The following is a 15,229-nucleotide window of genomic DNA, read 5'->3' as shown; positions in this document are numbered from 1 at the left end:
CGGTCACTGTTTGCTGAAGGAATTGGGAGGATAGAATGGGTGAAATAGTACTTGCCGCAAAAGTAACGCATGTCCCGACCATGCTGATGTCGGAACAACCCGGACCGGTGGAAGGCAAGCGCCAACCAGCGATCAACGGGCACTATGAGATCGCTCGCCGGGCCAAGGAACTCGGCGCGACCACCGTCGTGATCTGCGATACCCACTGGGTCATCAACGCAGGCTTTCACATCAATGCAAACAGCCGGTTCGAAGGCTTGTTCACGTCGAACGAATTCCCGCATTTCATCCAGAACCTTCCCTACAGCTATCAGGGCAACCCGGAGCTCGGCGACGCGATCGCAAAAGCCGCGATGGACAAGGGCACGCACACGCTCGCGCATCATCTGGACAGTCTGGAACTGGAATACGGCACACTCGTTCCCATGCGCTTCATGAGCCGGGAACACGAGATGAAGGTCGTCTCGATTGCCGCCTGGTGCACGGTCCACGATCACGCCGAAAGCCGGACCGTCGGCGAAGCAATCCGCGAAGCCGTGGAAGCCAGTGACGAAAAAGTGCTGCTGGTTGCTTCCGGCTCGCTTTCACACAAGATCTGGGCCAACAAGGATTATGCCGCCAACAACGGCACGTTCACGATTTCCTCCGAATTCAACCGGCAGATGGATCTGCACGTTCTGGAGATGTGGAAGAACGGCGACCACGCAACCTTCCTGAAAATGCTGCCGGAATACGCCGAATATTGCTGCGGCGAAGGCTCCATGCACGACACCGCGATGCTGTACGGTGCACTGGGCTGGGACAATTACACCGCCAATTGCGAAGTGGTGACGGAATATTTCCCGAGCTCCGGCACGGGGCAGACCAACGTCATTTTCCCGGTCCAGTAACAAAAGCAGGATACCCGATCCGATGCCTGTCCCCGCTCCCAATCTCTACCCGCCTTTCAACATCGTCCGGCTCAGCCACGTGGAACTGGCGGTTACCGATCTGGCGAAAAGCCGCGCTTTCTATGTCGACACACTTGGCCTTCAGGTCACCGACGAAACCGCGGACGCCATCTATCTGCGTGCCATGGAAGAACGGGGCCATCACTGTATTGTCCTCAGAAAAGCCGGCCAGGCTTGCGCCCGGGACCTGGGCTTCAAGGTTTTTGATGAAGACAGCCTCGACAAGGCGGCCTATTTCTTCAAGTCCAAAGACCTGCCGGTGGAATGGGTAGAGCGTCCTTACCAGGAACGCACATTCCGCACGCGCGATCCGCATGGCATTCCGCTTGAATTCTACTGCAAGATGGATCGATTGCCGCCAATTCACCAGAAATACGCGCTTTATCGCGGCGTGAAGCCTCTGCGCATCGACCATTTCAACTGTTTCTCGCCGAATGTCGATGAATCCGTTGCCTTTTACAACGAACTCGGCTTCCGCGTGACCGAATACACAGAGGACGAAAAAACCGGCCATCTCTGGGCCGCCTGGACCCATCGCAAGGGCGGTGTTCATGACATTGCCTTCACCAATGGCAGGGGACCGCGCCTGCACCACACGGCTTTCTGGGTGCCGACACCTCTCAACATCATCGACCTGCTCGATCTCATGTCGACAACCGGTTGGGTCTCCAACATTGAGCGCGGCCCTGGTCGCCACGGCATTTCAAACGCCTTCTTCCTTTATATCCGCGATCCTGACGGCCATCGGATCGAGATCTACTGTTCCGACTACCAGACGGTTGATCCGGATCTGGAGCCGATCAGATGGGACCTGAAAGACCCTCAACGCCAGACCCTTTGGGGCGCTCCGGCTCCGAAAAGCTGGTTCGAGGAAGGCTCAGTGTTCGATGCTGTGGACGTACGCGAGCCGAGCCTGGCCGCACAGCCAATTGTAGCTCCGTGAGGTCAGGTAGGTAAGCATGTTGAACCTGAAAGACCCATCCCTGCTCAGGCAGGGCACCCTCATAGGCGGTCGGTGGATTGAAGCGACGCCCGAAACCGGACTGGCTGTCCGCAATCCCGCAACCGGCGACCTGATCGGCCATGTTCCCGATCTCGGCGCTGAAGAAACGCGTGAAGCGATCGACGCTGCCGAAGAAGCGCGCCATGCCTGGGCAGCGCGTACCGCCAAGGACCGTTCGGCGATCCTGCAACGCTGGTACGAGCTGATGATACAGCACCAGGACGATCTCGGCGCGATTCTGACAGCAGAGCAAGGCAAGCCTCTGGCCGAGGCCAAAGGTGAAATCGCCTATGGCGCCTCCTTTATCCAGTGGTTCGCTGAGGAAGCCCGCCGGGCCTATGGAGACATTGTTCCTGGCCACCAGCAGGACAAACGCATTCTGGTGCTGAAACAGCCGATCGGTGTAGTGGCAGCAATCACCCCGTGGAACTTTCCCAATGCCATGATCACCCGCAAGGCTGGCCCAGCGCTCGCTGCGGGGTGTTCCATGGTCCTCAAACCGGCGTCGCAAACACCCTTTTCGGCCATTGCCCTGGCGGTTCTGGCGGAACGGGCCGGAATTCCGGCCGGCATCTTCTCGGTGATCACCGGATCGGCCCGCCGGATCGGTGCGGAAATGACGGCAAATCCTCTGGTCAGAAAGCTGACATTCACGGGCAGCACCGAGGTTGGCGCCAGGCTATACGAACAATGCGCCCCGACCATCAAGAAGCTTGCACTCGAACTCGGCGGCAATGCCCCCTTCATCGTTTTTGACGATGCCGATCTGGATGCGGCCGTCGAAGGGGCCATCATTGCCAAGTTCCGGAACAACGGCCAGACTTGTGTTTGCGCCAACCGGATCTACGTACAATCGGGCATCTACGAAGCCTTTGCCGACAAGCTCGCTGTCAGGGTCGGCGGCTTGAAGACAGGAAATGGCTTTGATGAAGGCGTCACTTTCGGGCCGCTCATTGACGAAGCAGCCGTTGGAAAGGTTGAAGACCACATCAGCGATGCGTCCGGGAAAGGTGCGAAAGTCGTTCTGGGCGGTCAACGTCACAGCCTCGGCGGCACCTTCTTCGAACCGACAATTCTGACCGGCGTCACCGCCGGGATGGCCGTTGCACGGGAGGAAACCTTCGGCCCTGTTGCCCCGCTTTTCAGGTTCGAGACCGAAAGCGAAGTCGTTCGCGCTGCCAACGATACGCCCTTTGGCCTTGCTTCCTACTTCTATTCCCGCGACCTGGCGCGGGTATGGCGGGTTGGCGAGGCCCTCGAATACGGCATGGTTGGCATCAACACCGGTCTGATTTCAACGGCGGAGGCCCCTTTCGGCGGGGTCAAGTCATCGGGCCTCGGGCGTGAAGGCTCCCGCTATGGCCTCGAGGATTTTCTCGAGCTGAAGTATCTCTGTGTGGGCGGCATTGATCCGGCGACGGAGTGACAAATGAACTGGGACGAATTCGCCCATTGGGGCAAGCATTCGGACAATTCAACACAACCCGGGAAGATGTCCTGATGGCAGCTGAGGTCATCAGCGACGTCTGGAGAAAGATCGCATGAAGTTAGCAACCTACACCGCAGAAGGTGGGACCTATTATGGCGCCGTGACAGACGCGGGCATGATCGCGCTGTCGCCGGAATTTTCACAATGGCCGACGCTCTATGACGCCATCGCGGCGGGCGGACTGAATGCATTGGTGGAAGCTGCCAGAGACAGATCCGCAACGCATACTGAATTTTCATACGAAATGGTTCTGCCCAATGCGCCTCGTATTCTCTGTGTCGGGGTCAATTTCCCCGACAGGAACGCAGAATACAAGGATGGCAGCGCGCAACCGAAATACATGTCGCTCTTTCCCAGGTTCGCCAGCGGGTTTACCGGTCACGACCGCCCCTTGATCCGGCCACCGGAGAACCACACCCTTGATTACGAAGGCGAGGTTGCCATTGTCATCGGCAAGGAAGGCCGGCGGATAAAGCCGGAAGACGCCTATGACCACATCGCCACCCTGACCCTGTGCAACGAGGGCACCATTCGCGACTGGGTCCGGCATGCGAAATTCAACGTCACTCAAGGCAAGAACTGGGACAGGTCCGGTGCACTGGGTCCCTGGCTGGTACCTTTCGAAGACCCGTCACAACTGGACGAGGCGCGTATTATCACGCGCGTCAATGGAGAGGTGCGCCAGGACGATTACCTGAAGCGCATGATGTTCCCGATCCGCGAAGAGATCGCCTATATCTCAACGTTCATGACGCTCAAACCAGGCGATGTCATCGTCACGGGCACGCCGACAGGGGCAGGAGCGCGCTTTGACCCGCCGCGCTATCTGAAACCCGGTGACGTTGTCGAAGTCGAGGTGGAAGGCATCGGCATTCTGCGCAACGGTGTGGAGGACGAGGCATGAGCCTGACACCGACCCAGGTAACCCAGGCGGCCGAAGATCTGTTCAACGCCGAGCGAACCCGGACCCAGACAGGATTGCTCTCGCTCCGTCATCCGGACCTCGACATGGATGACGCCTACGCGATCCAGAACGCCCTGACCCGGCGCAAGCTGGAGGCTGGCCGGAGAATAACCGGCTGGAAAATCGGCCTGACCTCCAAGGCCATGCAGGATGCGCTCAAGATCGACGTTCCCGATAGCGGCATGCTGTTCGACGACATGCTATTTGAAAACGGTGGTCTCATCCCGGAAAACCGGTTCATTCAACCTCGCGTCGAAGCTGAAATTGCCTTCGTCATGAAGTCATCCCTTGGCGGTTCAGACGTCAGCCGTGAGGATATTCTGAACGCCACCGGGTATGTCTGTCCCTGTCTTGAAATCCTCGACACCCGCATCGTTCGTGCCGATCCGGAGACCGGAAGGACTAGAAAGGTTTTCGACACGATTGCCGACAACGCCGCCAATGCCGGCGTGGTCCTTGGTGACAAACGGCATGCGCCAGAAGCGCACGACCTTCGCTGGACCGGCGCGATCGTAGCCAGAAACGGCGAGGTGGAGGAAACCGGGCTCGGCGCCGGGGTTCTGAACGATCCGGTAGAAAGCGTTGTCTGGCTGGCCCGACGCATGGCAGATTACGGGCAGAAGATCGAGGCAGGGCACATTGTTCTGTCCGGCTCCTTCATCCGCCCGGTGGAATGTCCCTCCGGAACGGAGATCGACGCCGACTTCGGCGCCTTCGGAAGCGTTTCCTGTTCATTTGCTTAAGTGAGTTGAAGAATGCCGGCACCAAAGAACACATTCAAACAGGCCTTGCAGGACGGTCATCGGCAGATGGGGTGCTGGGTCGGACTAGCAGATCCCTATGTTGCGGAGATCACTGCCTCTGCCGGATTCGACTGGCTGTTGATCGACTGCGAACACGCCCCCAACGATCTACGCAGCATGATGGCGCAGCTGAAGGTCATCCAGGCTTCGGATAGCCATCCGGTCGTCCGACTGCCCATCGGCGAGACCTGGATGATCAAGCAGTTTCTCGATGCCGGTGCCCAATCCCTGCTGATTCCCATGGTCGAAAGCAAGGCGCAGGCGGAACAGCTGGTGGCGGCCGTGCAATATCCGCCAAAGGGTGTCCGGGGCGTCGGATCCGCATTGGCACGCGCGTCGAAATTCAATGGAATCAAGGACTACCTGACGACAGCAGATCAGGAAATCTGTCTGCTGGTGCAGGTGGAAAACAGAGCCGGGCTTGCTGCGCTCGATGACATTTTGACTGTTGACGGCGTTGATGGTGTCTTTGTCGGGCCTGCGGATCTCGCTGCCGACATGGGGCATATCGGTCAGCCGATGCATCCGGATGTTGTTGCTGCCATCGAAGATGCCCTTGTTCGCATCAAGAACGCCGGCAAGGCACCCGGCATTCTGAGCACCAACATGGAATTCATGGAAAAGTGCATCGACCTGGGTGTCCTGTTTGCCGCGACGTCCATCGATGTCACGCTTTATGCTTCCGCCATTCGCGCCGATGCGGACAAGGCCCGGAAGCTCGCTTCCCGATAGAAGCCGGGCCAAACAGCCTTCAAGGCGTCGAAGGCGTGTGCAAAGTCGTGACCGGCACGCCGGAATAGTGCGTCGTTTGAGTGAGAGACTGGTTCGGGTTGGTTGCCTTTGCGGCGGCAACTCCGACAATGATCAGGGCAACAACGGCAAAGCTCCAGAATTTCATGTGCTTGCTCCTTTTCGGCCGCGGCCATCTGATCCGGCACGGAGAACAGCCGCTTTCTGCTCATCGAATCGATATTCGACTTTAGTCTATATTATACTTTAGACTCACCTCAGGCAATGCCGCGACGTCACGCAGCGGTTCCGGTGATCCGAAGCCGGACACCGGATCTGACGCGATTATCATCCTTGCACTTGTGCTAGGCCTTGGAGTGGTCGGCGAAATAATACTCGCCGGTTGCCTGATGAGGCCCCAGCTTCCGGGTTGACCGGCCGCGAATGTTGCGGACGAGCTGCACCGCTTCCTGGTAGGAAACCGGTTCCAAAGCCGATCGGGAACGATGAAGCCAGTCCGTCGTCACTTCCAATAGCACCAGGCCCTTGCGCTTTTGGGCAAGTGGCGGCGGCAACACCTGACAGGCTCGCCCTGTGCCGTCGGTGAATTTGGCCAGGAGGCCTTGATAGTAAGCCAACGCTCGCCTGCGCGGTTCCTTCACCCCATTGCCCGCACGCGCGCGCGCCCTGATCTGATCGAGCTCCATAGCGCTGACATTTCCGAAAAACAGATGATGCCCCGGAGGTGGATGATAGCCGATATTGTTCGCTGTCTTGTGCGACTGAGTGAAATGTGAACCGGTCGCAAAATAGACGGTAGGCCTGATTTTATTGACACCCCGCGTCACACCAACGACGTGAACAGCGCTGTAATTCGAAGGCAGGTCGAGACGATTGGCAGGCATATCACACCCTCCCCGGCTATAACCTGCCGCAGATTGCGCAAACAAATGGGCAATTGAACGGCGGAACCGGGCAAAGGGTTTAGATCAGGACTTGAGCGGTTTGCGGCGTTGAGCAGCCAGTTCCTTCGTGTAAGTCGCCAGCGCTTCCAATTGGCTTGAAGCCTCTGCGGCTCGCCTTGCTTCAAGCGCCACAGCCATCGCTTCATGCAGCTCGGTGATCCGCTCACGGTCCCGCAATCGATAGACCAGCATGTTCATCAGGGGCTGCATGGATTCAAAAGCAGCCGACAGCTGGAAGCGCAGCAAAGGATTTCCTGTCGCTTCCGCGATGATGGAGTGAAACGAGACGTCCGACGCGCAGAAATCCTCATCGCTGGTCAGCGGATCACGCTGCCTGCGGATTTCATCACGCAAGGCTTCAAGGTGCACATCGGTGCGTTTTTCCGCCGCCAGCGGCAGGGCAGAAGTCTCAAGGGCAAAGCGTGCTTCGATCGCATCTTCCAGCGGAATATCGTTCATGCCGATCAGAAGACGCGTTGCCGTGACCAGGTTGGCCTGTGCCTCTTCCCAGGTCATACGGTTGACAAATGCGCCGCCGGCAGACCCGCGTTCACTTCGGATCAGGTTCTGCGCGGCGAGCCGTTTGAGCGCTTCGCGCACAGTTGACCGGGAAACACCGAAACGTTCCGCCAGCTCCGCCTCACTCGGCAATCGCTCTTCGCTGGAAAGACGTCCTTCGAGAATGGCGTTTCGAATGGCATTGGCGATCTGGACCGACAGGCCTTCCTTTTGAATCGTGTTGAATTCAATCGCCAATGCATCCTCCAGAAACACTTATTTCCCGCGAAATTTACCCAAACCTAGAGAGGCATACCGGTGCGGTCAATCAAAAACCAACTATTGTCTGACAATTAAATGTTTGACTTTTTTCCAATCGAGGCGCAGCGTTAGCGAAACCGGGTCGAACACCGGTCATGTTGGGAGGACCCGAGTGCTGTCGCTTGAACGACTGTTTCCAGGTCACAGCTTGCTGTGGCTGACGTTTTTCGCCGGTATTCTGGCGGCCTGGAGCGTGTTGCTTGCCATGCAGGCGAGCTTTGAGCTTCCAGCCGGCTGGCAGGAGCTGGGTCCGGGCTATCTCCTGTCGCTTTGCGCGGGCACCGTCGCGGATGCCGGTTTTCCCTCTGCCGTTCTGATGTGGTCGCTCATGTCCCTGGCCATGATGGCGCCTACGGCTTTTCCTGCGTTCAAGACCTATTCCGATCTTGCGCATACCGATGCGGCCAGCGGCCGGTCCCTTGCGGCACTGATCAGTGGCTACCTCTCGGTCTGGCTCGGGTTTTCGTTCGTTGCGGCTCTTCTGCAGATCCGTCTGACCGAGTTTGGACTGCTCAACACGCTCGGCCGGTCAACATCCGAAGTCCTGTCAGGCGGGCTCCTGATCGTCGCGGCTCTCTATCAGTTTTCCAGCCTGAAGAACGCCTGCCTCAGCGCCTGCCAGAACCCGATGACATTCTTCTTCAGCCATTGGCAGCCCGGGAACCTTGGAGCCTTGAAGCTTGGGCTTCGCCTCGGCGTGGTGTGCCTTGGCTGCTGCTGGGCCCTGATGCTGCTCGCCTTTGTTGCCGGCACCATGAACCTGGCTTTCATGGGGCTGGCCATGGTGTTGATGACGCTGGAAAAACTCCCGCAGATCGGCGCCAGGCTCAGCGCGCCGCTCGGCGTCTTTCTTTTCATCGCAGGGACGACTGTCGTCGCCCTGCCGCTCATACCAAATCTATTCTAGGGAGGATCGAATGTCCGGTTGGGCCATTCGCGGCGAACTTATTCTGAATTGCAACTGCACGGTCTTTTGCCCCTGCGTCGTCTCGCTGGGCAAGCATCCACCCACCGAGGGCTATTGTCAGGCCTGGGCGGGTGTGCGCATCGACGAGGGTCACTATGAGGGCGAAGATCTCTCCGGCCTCAATGTTGGCCTGGTGCTGGAAATTCCCGGCCTGATGGCACGCGGAAACTGGAAGGCCGCCGCCTATATCGATGACCGGGCAAGCGATGCGGCCTATGACGGGCTCCTGAAGATCTTCTCAGGCCAGGCAAAGGGCACCACCGGCCTCTTCCGCGTTCTGGTGAGCGAATTCCTGGGTGCCGAGCGCGCACCGGTCTCCTACACCAACGAAGGCAAGAAGCGCCGCCTGATTGTCGGCAAGGCCATCAAGGGCGAAGTGGAACCGGTCCCCGGCGGCAATCCGGACGAGGATATCGTGGTCAGGAACACCGAATACTGGATGGGACCGGACATCACAGTTGCCACCGCCAACCAGGGACGTGTCCGCGCCTATGGACGGGTCTGGGATTTTGACGGCCGCAGCGCCGAAATCTGTCAGATCGACTGGTCGGGTCCCGCCGCAGAACAGGCCGCATAGGGAGGGTCAGGCATGCAGGCCCCGCTTCTTTCGATTTCCCGCCGCACCCGGAAAACCCCGTTTTCCAGGCGCGTTGAGGCAGCCGGTGTCAAGGCATACACCGTTTACAATCACATGCTGCTGCCGACGGTGTTCGACACTGTCGAGGCGGACTGCCGGCATCTCAAGACCCATGTCCAGCTTTGGGATGTGTCTTGCGAACGGCAGGTCGAAATCAGGGGGCCTGACGCCGCGCGCCTGACGCAGATGCTGACGCCGCGCGACTTGTCGAAGATGACGGTCGGCAAGTGTTTCTACACACCTATGGTCGATGAGACCGGCGGAATGCTGAACGATCCGGTGACCGTAAAACTGGCGGAAGACCGCTACTGGATTTCGATTGCCGACAGCGACCTTCTCTTCTGGATCAAGGGGCTTACCCATGCATACAGGCTTGAGGTCGATATCGACGAACCGGACGTTTCGCCCCTCGCGATCCAGGGACCAAGGGCAGACGATCTCGCAGCCCGGGTATTTGGCGAAAGCGTCCGGTCGATCCGCTTTTTCCAGTTCGTGCATGTGGAATTTCAGGGAAAGAAACTGGTTCTTGCCCGCTCGGGTTATTCGAAGCAGGGTGGATTTGAGCTTTATGTAGAAGGCTCCGAGCTCGGCGAACCCCTATGGGATGCCTTGATGGATGCGGGCGAAGATCTGAATGTGCGTGCAGGCTGCCCCAACCTGATCGAGCGGATCGAAGGCCTGTTGTTGTCCTATGGCAACGACATGACCCGAAACAACACGCCGCATGAATGCGGTCTGGGCAAATTCTGCCAGACCCAGGCCGCCATCGGATGTGTGGGGCGGGATGCCCTGTTAAGGGTCGCCACCGAAGGTCCCGTCAGACAGATCCGCAGCATCGGCATTGAAGGCGATCCGGTCCCGGCCTGCGATGAGCTGTGGCCGATCATTGCCGACGGCAAACAGGTCGGCACCGTGAGTTCGGCCGCCTATTCACCCGATTTCGGCATCAATGTCGCGGTAGGCATGGTTCGAATGACCCATTGGGACGACGGGACACGGGTCCAGGTCGATACGCCCCACGGCATGCGTGCCGCAACTGTGTGGGAAAAGTCCTTCACGGATCGGGGGAACGCACGATGAGGGAACACTACGACGCCTTCACCCAACAGGCTGCCAACAATGTCGCCCTGTCGCCCCTCTCCTTTCTTGAGCGAACAGCCACAATTTTTCCGGATCGTCTTGCCGTCATCTACAATGATCGAAAGTACGCCTGGGGCAACGTCTACGAACGTGTGAAGAGAGTTGCCTCCAGCCTTCGCGCCAAGGGTATTGGTATTGGCGATACTGTTTCAGTTATGGCGGCCAATACGCCGGAACTGTTTGAACTGCATTATGCCGTTCCAATGACCGGAGCGGTGCTGAACACGATCAACATCCGGCTGGAGCCGGAAACCGTCGCATACATCCTTGATCACAGTGACGCGAAGCTGGTCATTGCCGACACGGCCTTTGCCAACGTCATCGGCGAATCCTTCGAGCTGAACGGCAACGACCTGCCTGTGGTCAATATTGTCGATAGAGATGGCCCGGGCGGCGAACCGATCGGCACAATGACCTACGAAAACCTCGTTGATGACGGCGATCCTGCATTCGCCTGGCAGGGTCCGGAGGACGAGTGGCAGGCGATCGCCCTCAATTATACGTCCGGAACGTCCGGCCGTCCCAAAGGTGTGGTTTATCACCATCGCGGCGCTTACCTCATGAGCATGGGAACACCCATTGCCTGGGAATTGCCGCGTCACCCGGTCTACCTCTACACCGTTCCGATGTTTCACTGTAACGGCTGGTGTCATGCCTGGGCCATGACACTGACCGCCGGTACCATCATCTGCATCCGGCAGGTGACGGGCAAAGCCGTTTTCGACCTGATCGCCGAACACGGGGTCACCCATCTCGGCGGCGCTCCGATTGTCCTGTCGATGCTGGTCAACACCCCCGAACCAGACCGAACGGCGCTGAAAAATCCGGTCAAGGTGATGACCGCAGGGGCTCCGCCTCCGGCCGCGGTTCTGGCGGCAACCAAGGCACTCGGTTTCGAGGTCATGCAGGTCTATGGGCTCACGGAGACCTACGGACATGTGTCGCAGTGTCTATGGCGGGAGGAATGGGACGACCTGACGTCCGACGAACAGGCCGAATTGCAGTCCTGGCAGGGCGTCGGCTTCCCGATGACGGAAACTATCGACGTCATTGACCGCGACACCGGTGTGTCTGTTCCTTCGGACGGTGAAACCCAGGGGGAAATCGTCGTTCGCGGCAACACGGTCATGAAGGGCTATTACAAGAACCCCGAAGCGACCGAAGAAGCTCTGGCCGGTGGGGTTTTCAGGTCGGGAGACGCAGCGGTGCGCCATCCGAGCGGATACATCCAGATCAGGGACAGGCTGAAGGACGTGATCATCTCCGGCGGCGAAAACATCTCGTCGGTCGAAGTCGAGGGCGTTCTCCACCGGCATCCGGACGTGGTTCTGGCCGCCGTCGTCGCATTGCCGGATGAACGGTGGGGCGAGGTTCCCTGCGCCTTCGTTGAACTGAAGGAAGACAGTCAGGCGACCGAAGACAGTCTGATCGCCTTCTGCAAGGAACAGATGGCCGGTTTCAAGCGGCCGAAGAAGATCGTCTTTACCGAGTTGCCGAAGACGGCAACCGGAAAAATCCAGAAATTTGTTCTGCGCCAGGAGGCCAGGACGATCGCAAGCAAGACCAGTTAACAGGGCGTAATCACATGACTTTCAAGGCACTCATCGTTGACAAGGATGTCGAGGGCAAGACCAGCGCATCCATTCAGGAGATCGAGGAAAGCCGTCTGCCGGATGGCAATGTCACCGTTGCGGTGGAGTATTCGACCCTGAACTACAAGGACGGGCTCTGCGTGGGGCCTGGCGGCGGACTGGTGCGCAACTACCCCCACGTACCGGGGATCGACTTCGCCGGCACCGTCGAAGAAAGCTCGGACGAGTGGTACAAGCCGGGAGACAAGGTCGTGCTGACCGGCTGGCGCGTCGGCGAAGTCTGGTGGGGCGGTTACGCCCAGAAGGCATGCGTCAAAGGCGAGTGGCTGGTTCCGCTTCCCGACGGGCTGACCACACGCAACGCCATGGCCGTCGGCACTGCCGGGTTCACTGCCATGCTGGCCGTGATGGCCCTGGAAGACCATGGCCTGAAGCCTGAGGACGGACCTGTTCTGGTAACAGGTGCAGCCGGAGGCGTCGGGTCGGTCGCAACCGCGATCCTGGCGAATCTCGGCTATGAAGTTGCTGCCGTCACCGGGCGGGAAAGCACTTGGGACTATCTGAAATCTCTCGGCGCCAGCCGCATCGTGCCGCGCGACGATGTCAACGAGACCGTCAAACGTCCACTGGAGGCTGAAACCTGGGCCGGATGCATCGATGCGGTCGGCGGAGCGATGCTTGCAAGGGTTCTCGGGCAGATGAAATACGGCGCTTCCGTTGCCGCCGTCGGGCTGGCCGGTGGTGCAGCGCTACCGGCGACGGTTATTCCCTTCCTGCTGCGCGGCGTGAACCTCTTGGGCATCGACAGTGTCATGAAGCCTTATGATGCCCGCGTTCGCGCCTGGGAGCGTTTGGCAAAGGATCTGCCGATGGACAAGCTTGAGGCCATGATCCAGCCGGCAACGCTGGAAGGTCTGCCAAAGCTCGGTGCTGACATCTTGAAGGGTCAGGTCAAGGGCCGCGTCGTTGTCGATGTGAATGCATGAGCGACGCTGGCAGACAAAAACTCGCGACACCCTGCCCGATTTGCGGTCAATGTCAGCTGCAACCCGCAGCGCCTTAGCCTCTCCCCACTGGAAATGCCGGCGCTGAACACCGGGTGAGAGAAAAGATTTTTCGAAATATTGGAGCCTTGCCCTCTCTCCCCAGGAGAGAGGGCTTACCCGAACATCGGGTATGTTCCATCATCGTTTAATTCACTGATCTCGAAATAATCCAGCCCGCAACGTTCAAAGACTTGCTGGTCATCGTTGTAGAGATTCCGTGAGGGTCACACGACGACCGCATGGCGGTGGTAACGCATTAAACCAATCCTGTTGACTTCATCACACGCCTTGCATCTGCACACTGCCAAGCGCGCGCGGTCATCCCACAAGCATTTCTTGTCTAAGCAGGAATTCCTTATAGGGCTTTGGTTTATAATTGAAGAGTAGGTAGTCCACCTTAAAGTAATCTATCAAGCTGTAATAAAGATCTTCGGTAAGCTCTACGAAAGCTCTGCTTTTTCCAATGTTCTCTCTTGGAAAAGGAGTCTCGATATCAAGATGTTTTGCGAGTCGTGTCGTATCCATATCCTCAAACTTGAAGAGAAAGTCAGGACCTTTGTTTGACTGAAGGTGTTGTGTGTACTTGTATTGGCACGCAAGAATATACAGCTGTTCGCTGGTTATGCGTCTGAAGAATGTCAACGGATCCCATTGCGACAGATCCGGATATGCTTTTTTGAGACCACCTGCGTAGCTTTCGTGAGTCAGGAACCTGTAGCAGGAGATTGCTCGTTCCATCGGGTCTCGAACGACCACGATGACAGTGTATTTGTTCCAAAGCTGGTAGGGAACGTTCACCGTCGGCACACCATGATTCACCACACCGGTAAAACCCAACCATTTTCGGAAACTCATTCCTGCGGTTTTTGGGTTGTGAACGAAAACCACGCCCCGTTCATGGCAAATGTTCGGATTCATAAAACCATCGAAACCCTGAGATTGATTCGTAAAAAATATTCAATCACAAGATGATTATACACAACCTATAAGTTTGCAATCACAGGTATAGCAAAGCATGCGATAGCAATTTATCAGTGGACAACTATAGCGGACAAACATTTCTGAAACTTATGAAAGTTACTATCGAAAATCATGAATTAGATAATAATATTTGATCAATAAAAACAATCTGTAGATGTAAAATCGCATTCAGATTCGTTACGGCAAACCAAGCGTTTCCTTGAGAAATTCTATCATAACGCGAACCTTACGTGGCAGATAGCTCCGGCTGGGATAGAGGATCCAGGCGGCGGTTTCGAAATCAAAAGCCGCGCATTCAAATTCAGGAAAGAGATCAACCAGACGCCCGGACTTCAGGTCGTTTCGGATCAGCCAGTCCGGCAACAGGGCTGCCCCCATGCCAAGTCGCGCTGCTTCACGCAACGATGGCGCGCTGGCAATGACGGTTTTGCCGGAAACTTCGACAGGAAACGGATCAGAGCCATTTTGCCTGAAGAGCCAGGACTTCTTGAACCCGGGGAACGCAAAACACAGGCAATTCAGCGCGGTCAGGTCGGAGGGGTGACCAACCGGCGCCACCTGCTCCAGATACTCGGGCGCCGCCACGACTCGATAGTGGGTTGTAAGAAGCTTTGTTGATATCAGATCACCTTTCGGCGCAGCGGCAAGGCGTACTGCCAGATCCAGACCTTCAGCCAGAAGGTCGAGATTGTGATCTGCAGGATAAAGCTCGACGGTGAGATCCGGATACATTTGCTGGAATTTGGGCAGGACCGGCAGAATGCCTTCCTGCACAAAGGCCACCGACGCGGTGAGCCGGATCGTACCTTGGAGCAATCCCCCCTTCGAGGCGACTTCCGCTCCAGCAGCTTCCAGTTCTTCCACCAGCGGCGCAATCCGGCGCAGATACTGATCGCCTTCGTCAGTGGCTGCCAGTTTGCGGGTGCTGCGTTGAAAGAGCCGAAGTCCAAGCTCGCGCTCAACACCCGCAACAACCCGGGAAACCTTGGACGCGTCGAGGTCAAGCGCCCTGGCGGCAGCGGCAATGCTGCCCAGGTCCTTCACCAGAAGAATGGTCTTGAGTGATTGAATATCCATTCGTGCAATTTATGCACGATTATGAGGGATCATGCGGCATTTTTCTGAAGATATCGCAGAAATAAAC

The 15,229-nt window shown here is 57.6% G+C and carries 16 protein-coding genes; 11 read left to right on the top strand and 5 right to left on the bottom strand.

Annotation, left to right across the window (positions count from 1 at the left end; translation table 11 throughout):
- Positions 1–35: 35 nt before the first annotated feature.
- From hpaD (ABLQ08_RS30735) to hpaI, 6 genes are all read left to right on the top strand, one after another.
- Positions 36–890: a 3,4-dihydroxyphenylacetate 2,3-dioxygenase gene (hpaD, locus tag ABLQ08_RS30735; RefSeq protein WP_352950485.1), complete on the top strand. Its 855-nt coding sequence runs from the start codon at positions 36–38 to the stop codon at positions 888–890.
- Positions 891–912: 22 nt separating this feature from the next.
- Positions 913–1,893 carry a 3,4-dihydroxyphenylacetate 2,3-dioxygenase gene (gene hpaD, locus ABLQ08_RS30730; RefSeq protein ID WP_352950483.1) on the top strand — a complete coding sequence of 327 codons (981 nt, stop codon included), beginning with the start codon at positions 913–915 and terminating at the stop codon, positions 1,891–1,893.
- A gap of 19 nt (positions 1,894–1,912) precedes the next feature.
- Positions 1,913–3,379: an NADP-dependent succinate-semialdehyde dehydrogenase gene (gene gabD, locus ABLQ08_RS30725; protein WP_352950579.1), complete on the top strand. Its 1,467-nt coding sequence runs from the start codon at positions 1,913–1,915 to the stop codon at positions 3,377–3,379.
- A gap of 115 nt (positions 3,380–3,494) precedes the next feature.
- On the top strand, positions 3,495–4,346 hold the full coding sequence (locus tag ABLQ08_RS30720) for a fumarylacetoacetate hydrolase family protein (RefSeq protein WP_352950481.1): 852 nt from the start codon (positions 3,495–3,497) through the stop codon (positions 4,344–4,346).
- Positions 4,343–5,149 carry a 2-oxo-hept-4-ene-1,7-dioate hydratase gene (hpaH, locus tag ABLQ08_RS30715; protein WP_352950479.1) on the top strand — a complete coding sequence of 269 codons (807 nt, stop codon included), beginning with the start codon at positions 4,343–4,345 and terminating at the stop codon, positions 5,147–5,149. Before ABLQ08_RS30720 ends, hpaH begins: the two co-directional genes overlap by 4 nt.
- 12 nt (positions 5,150–5,161) lie before the next feature.
- A complete protein-coding gene (gene hpaI / locus ABLQ08_RS30710; RefSeq protein ID WP_352950478.1) occupies positions 5,162–5,941 on the top strand; it encodes a 4-hydroxy-2-oxoheptanedioate aldolase in 780 nt (259 codons plus the stop codon).
- A 19-nt stretch (positions 5,942–5,960) separates the two neighbouring features.
- On the opposite strand, the gene ABLQ08_RS30705 is transcribed toward hpaI, so the two are convergent.
- The 3 genes from ABLQ08_RS30705 to ABLQ08_RS30695 all read right to left on the bottom strand — a co-directional run bounded on the left by ABLQ08_RS30705 (position 5,961) and on the right by ABLQ08_RS30695 (position 7,659).
- Positions 5,961–6,107 carry a hypothetical protein gene (locus tag ABLQ08_RS30705; RefSeq protein WP_352950476.1) on the bottom strand — a complete coding sequence of 49 codons (147 nt, stop codon included), beginning with the start codon at positions 6,105–6,107 and terminating at the stop codon, positions 5,961–5,963.
- Positions 6,108–6,303: 196 nt separating this feature from the next.
- Positions 6,304–6,843: a hypothetical protein gene (locus tag ABLQ08_RS30700; RefSeq protein ID WP_352950474.1), complete on the bottom strand. Its 540-nt coding sequence runs from the start codon at positions 6,841–6,843 to the stop codon at positions 6,304–6,306.
- Between the two features lie 84 nt (positions 6,844–6,927).
- Positions 6,928–7,659 carry a FadR/GntR family transcriptional regulator gene (locus ABLQ08_RS30695; protein ID WP_352950472.1) on the bottom strand — a complete coding sequence of 244 codons (732 nt, stop codon included), beginning with the start codon at positions 7,657–7,659 and terminating at the stop codon, positions 6,928–6,930.
- Between the two features lie 175 nt (positions 7,660–7,834).
- On the opposite strand from ABLQ08_RS30695, the gene ABLQ08_RS30690 reads away from it, so the two are divergent.
- The 5 genes from ABLQ08_RS30690 to acuI are packed head-to-tail and all read left to right on the top strand — an operon-like array spanning position 7,835 to position 13,044.
- Positions 7,835–8,629, top strand: a complete 795-nt coding sequence (locus ABLQ08_RS30690; protein WP_352950470.1) for a DUF2182 domain-containing protein — start codon at positions 7,835–7,837, stop codon at positions 8,627–8,629.
- A 10-nt stretch (positions 8,630–8,639) separates the two neighbouring features.
- The gene (locus ABLQ08_RS30685; protein WP_352950468.1) at positions 8,640–9,266 is read left to right on the top strand and encodes a DUF1326 domain-containing protein; all 627 of its coding nucleotides are present in this window, start codon (positions 8,640–8,642) and stop codon (positions 9,264–9,266) included.
- A 12-nt stretch (positions 9,267–9,278) separates the two neighbouring features.
- On the top strand, positions 9,279–10,406 hold the full coding sequence (locus ABLQ08_RS30680; RefSeq protein ID WP_352950467.1) for a dimethylsulfoniopropionate demethylase: 1,128 nt from the start codon (positions 9,279–9,281) through the stop codon (positions 10,404–10,406).
- Positions 10,403–12,037: an AMP-binding protein gene (locus ABLQ08_RS30675; RefSeq protein ID WP_352950465.1), complete on the top strand. Its 1,635-nt coding sequence runs from the start codon at positions 10,403–10,405 to the stop codon at positions 12,035–12,037. Before ABLQ08_RS30680 ends, ABLQ08_RS30675 begins: the two co-directional genes overlap by 4 nt.
- 14 nt (positions 12,038–12,051) lie before the next feature.
- Entirely contained in the window at positions 12,052–13,044 is a 993-nt protein-coding gene (acuI, locus tag ABLQ08_RS30670; RefSeq protein ID WP_352950464.1) for an acryloyl-CoA reductase, read from the top strand.
- A gap of 378 nt (positions 13,045–13,422) precedes the next feature.
- Here acuI and ABLQ08_RS30665 read toward each other — a convergent pair whose 3' ends face one another.
- Positions 13,423–14,022, bottom strand: coding sequence for a sulfotransferase family 2 domain-containing protein (locus tag ABLQ08_RS30665; RefSeq protein ID WP_352950462.1), 600 nt, complete (start codon positions 14,020–14,022; stop codon positions 13,423–13,425).
- 240 nt (positions 14,023–14,262) lie between these two features.
- Positions 14,263–15,162 carry a LysR family transcriptional regulator gene (locus ABLQ08_RS30660; protein WP_352950460.1) on the bottom strand — a complete coding sequence of 300 codons (900 nt, stop codon included), beginning with the start codon at positions 15,160–15,162 and terminating at the stop codon, positions 14,263–14,265.
- Positions 15,163–15,229 lie beyond the last annotated feature (67 nt).

This window comes from Roseibium sp. SCP14, from assembly GCF_040329475.1.
In the GTDB taxonomy this organism is placed as follows: Bacteria; Pseudomonadota; Alphaproteobacteria; order Rhizobiales; family Stappiaceae; genus Roseibium.
The sequence above is the reverse complement of the archived record's forward strand: the minus strand, read 5'-3'. Positions and strand labels throughout refer to the sequence as shown.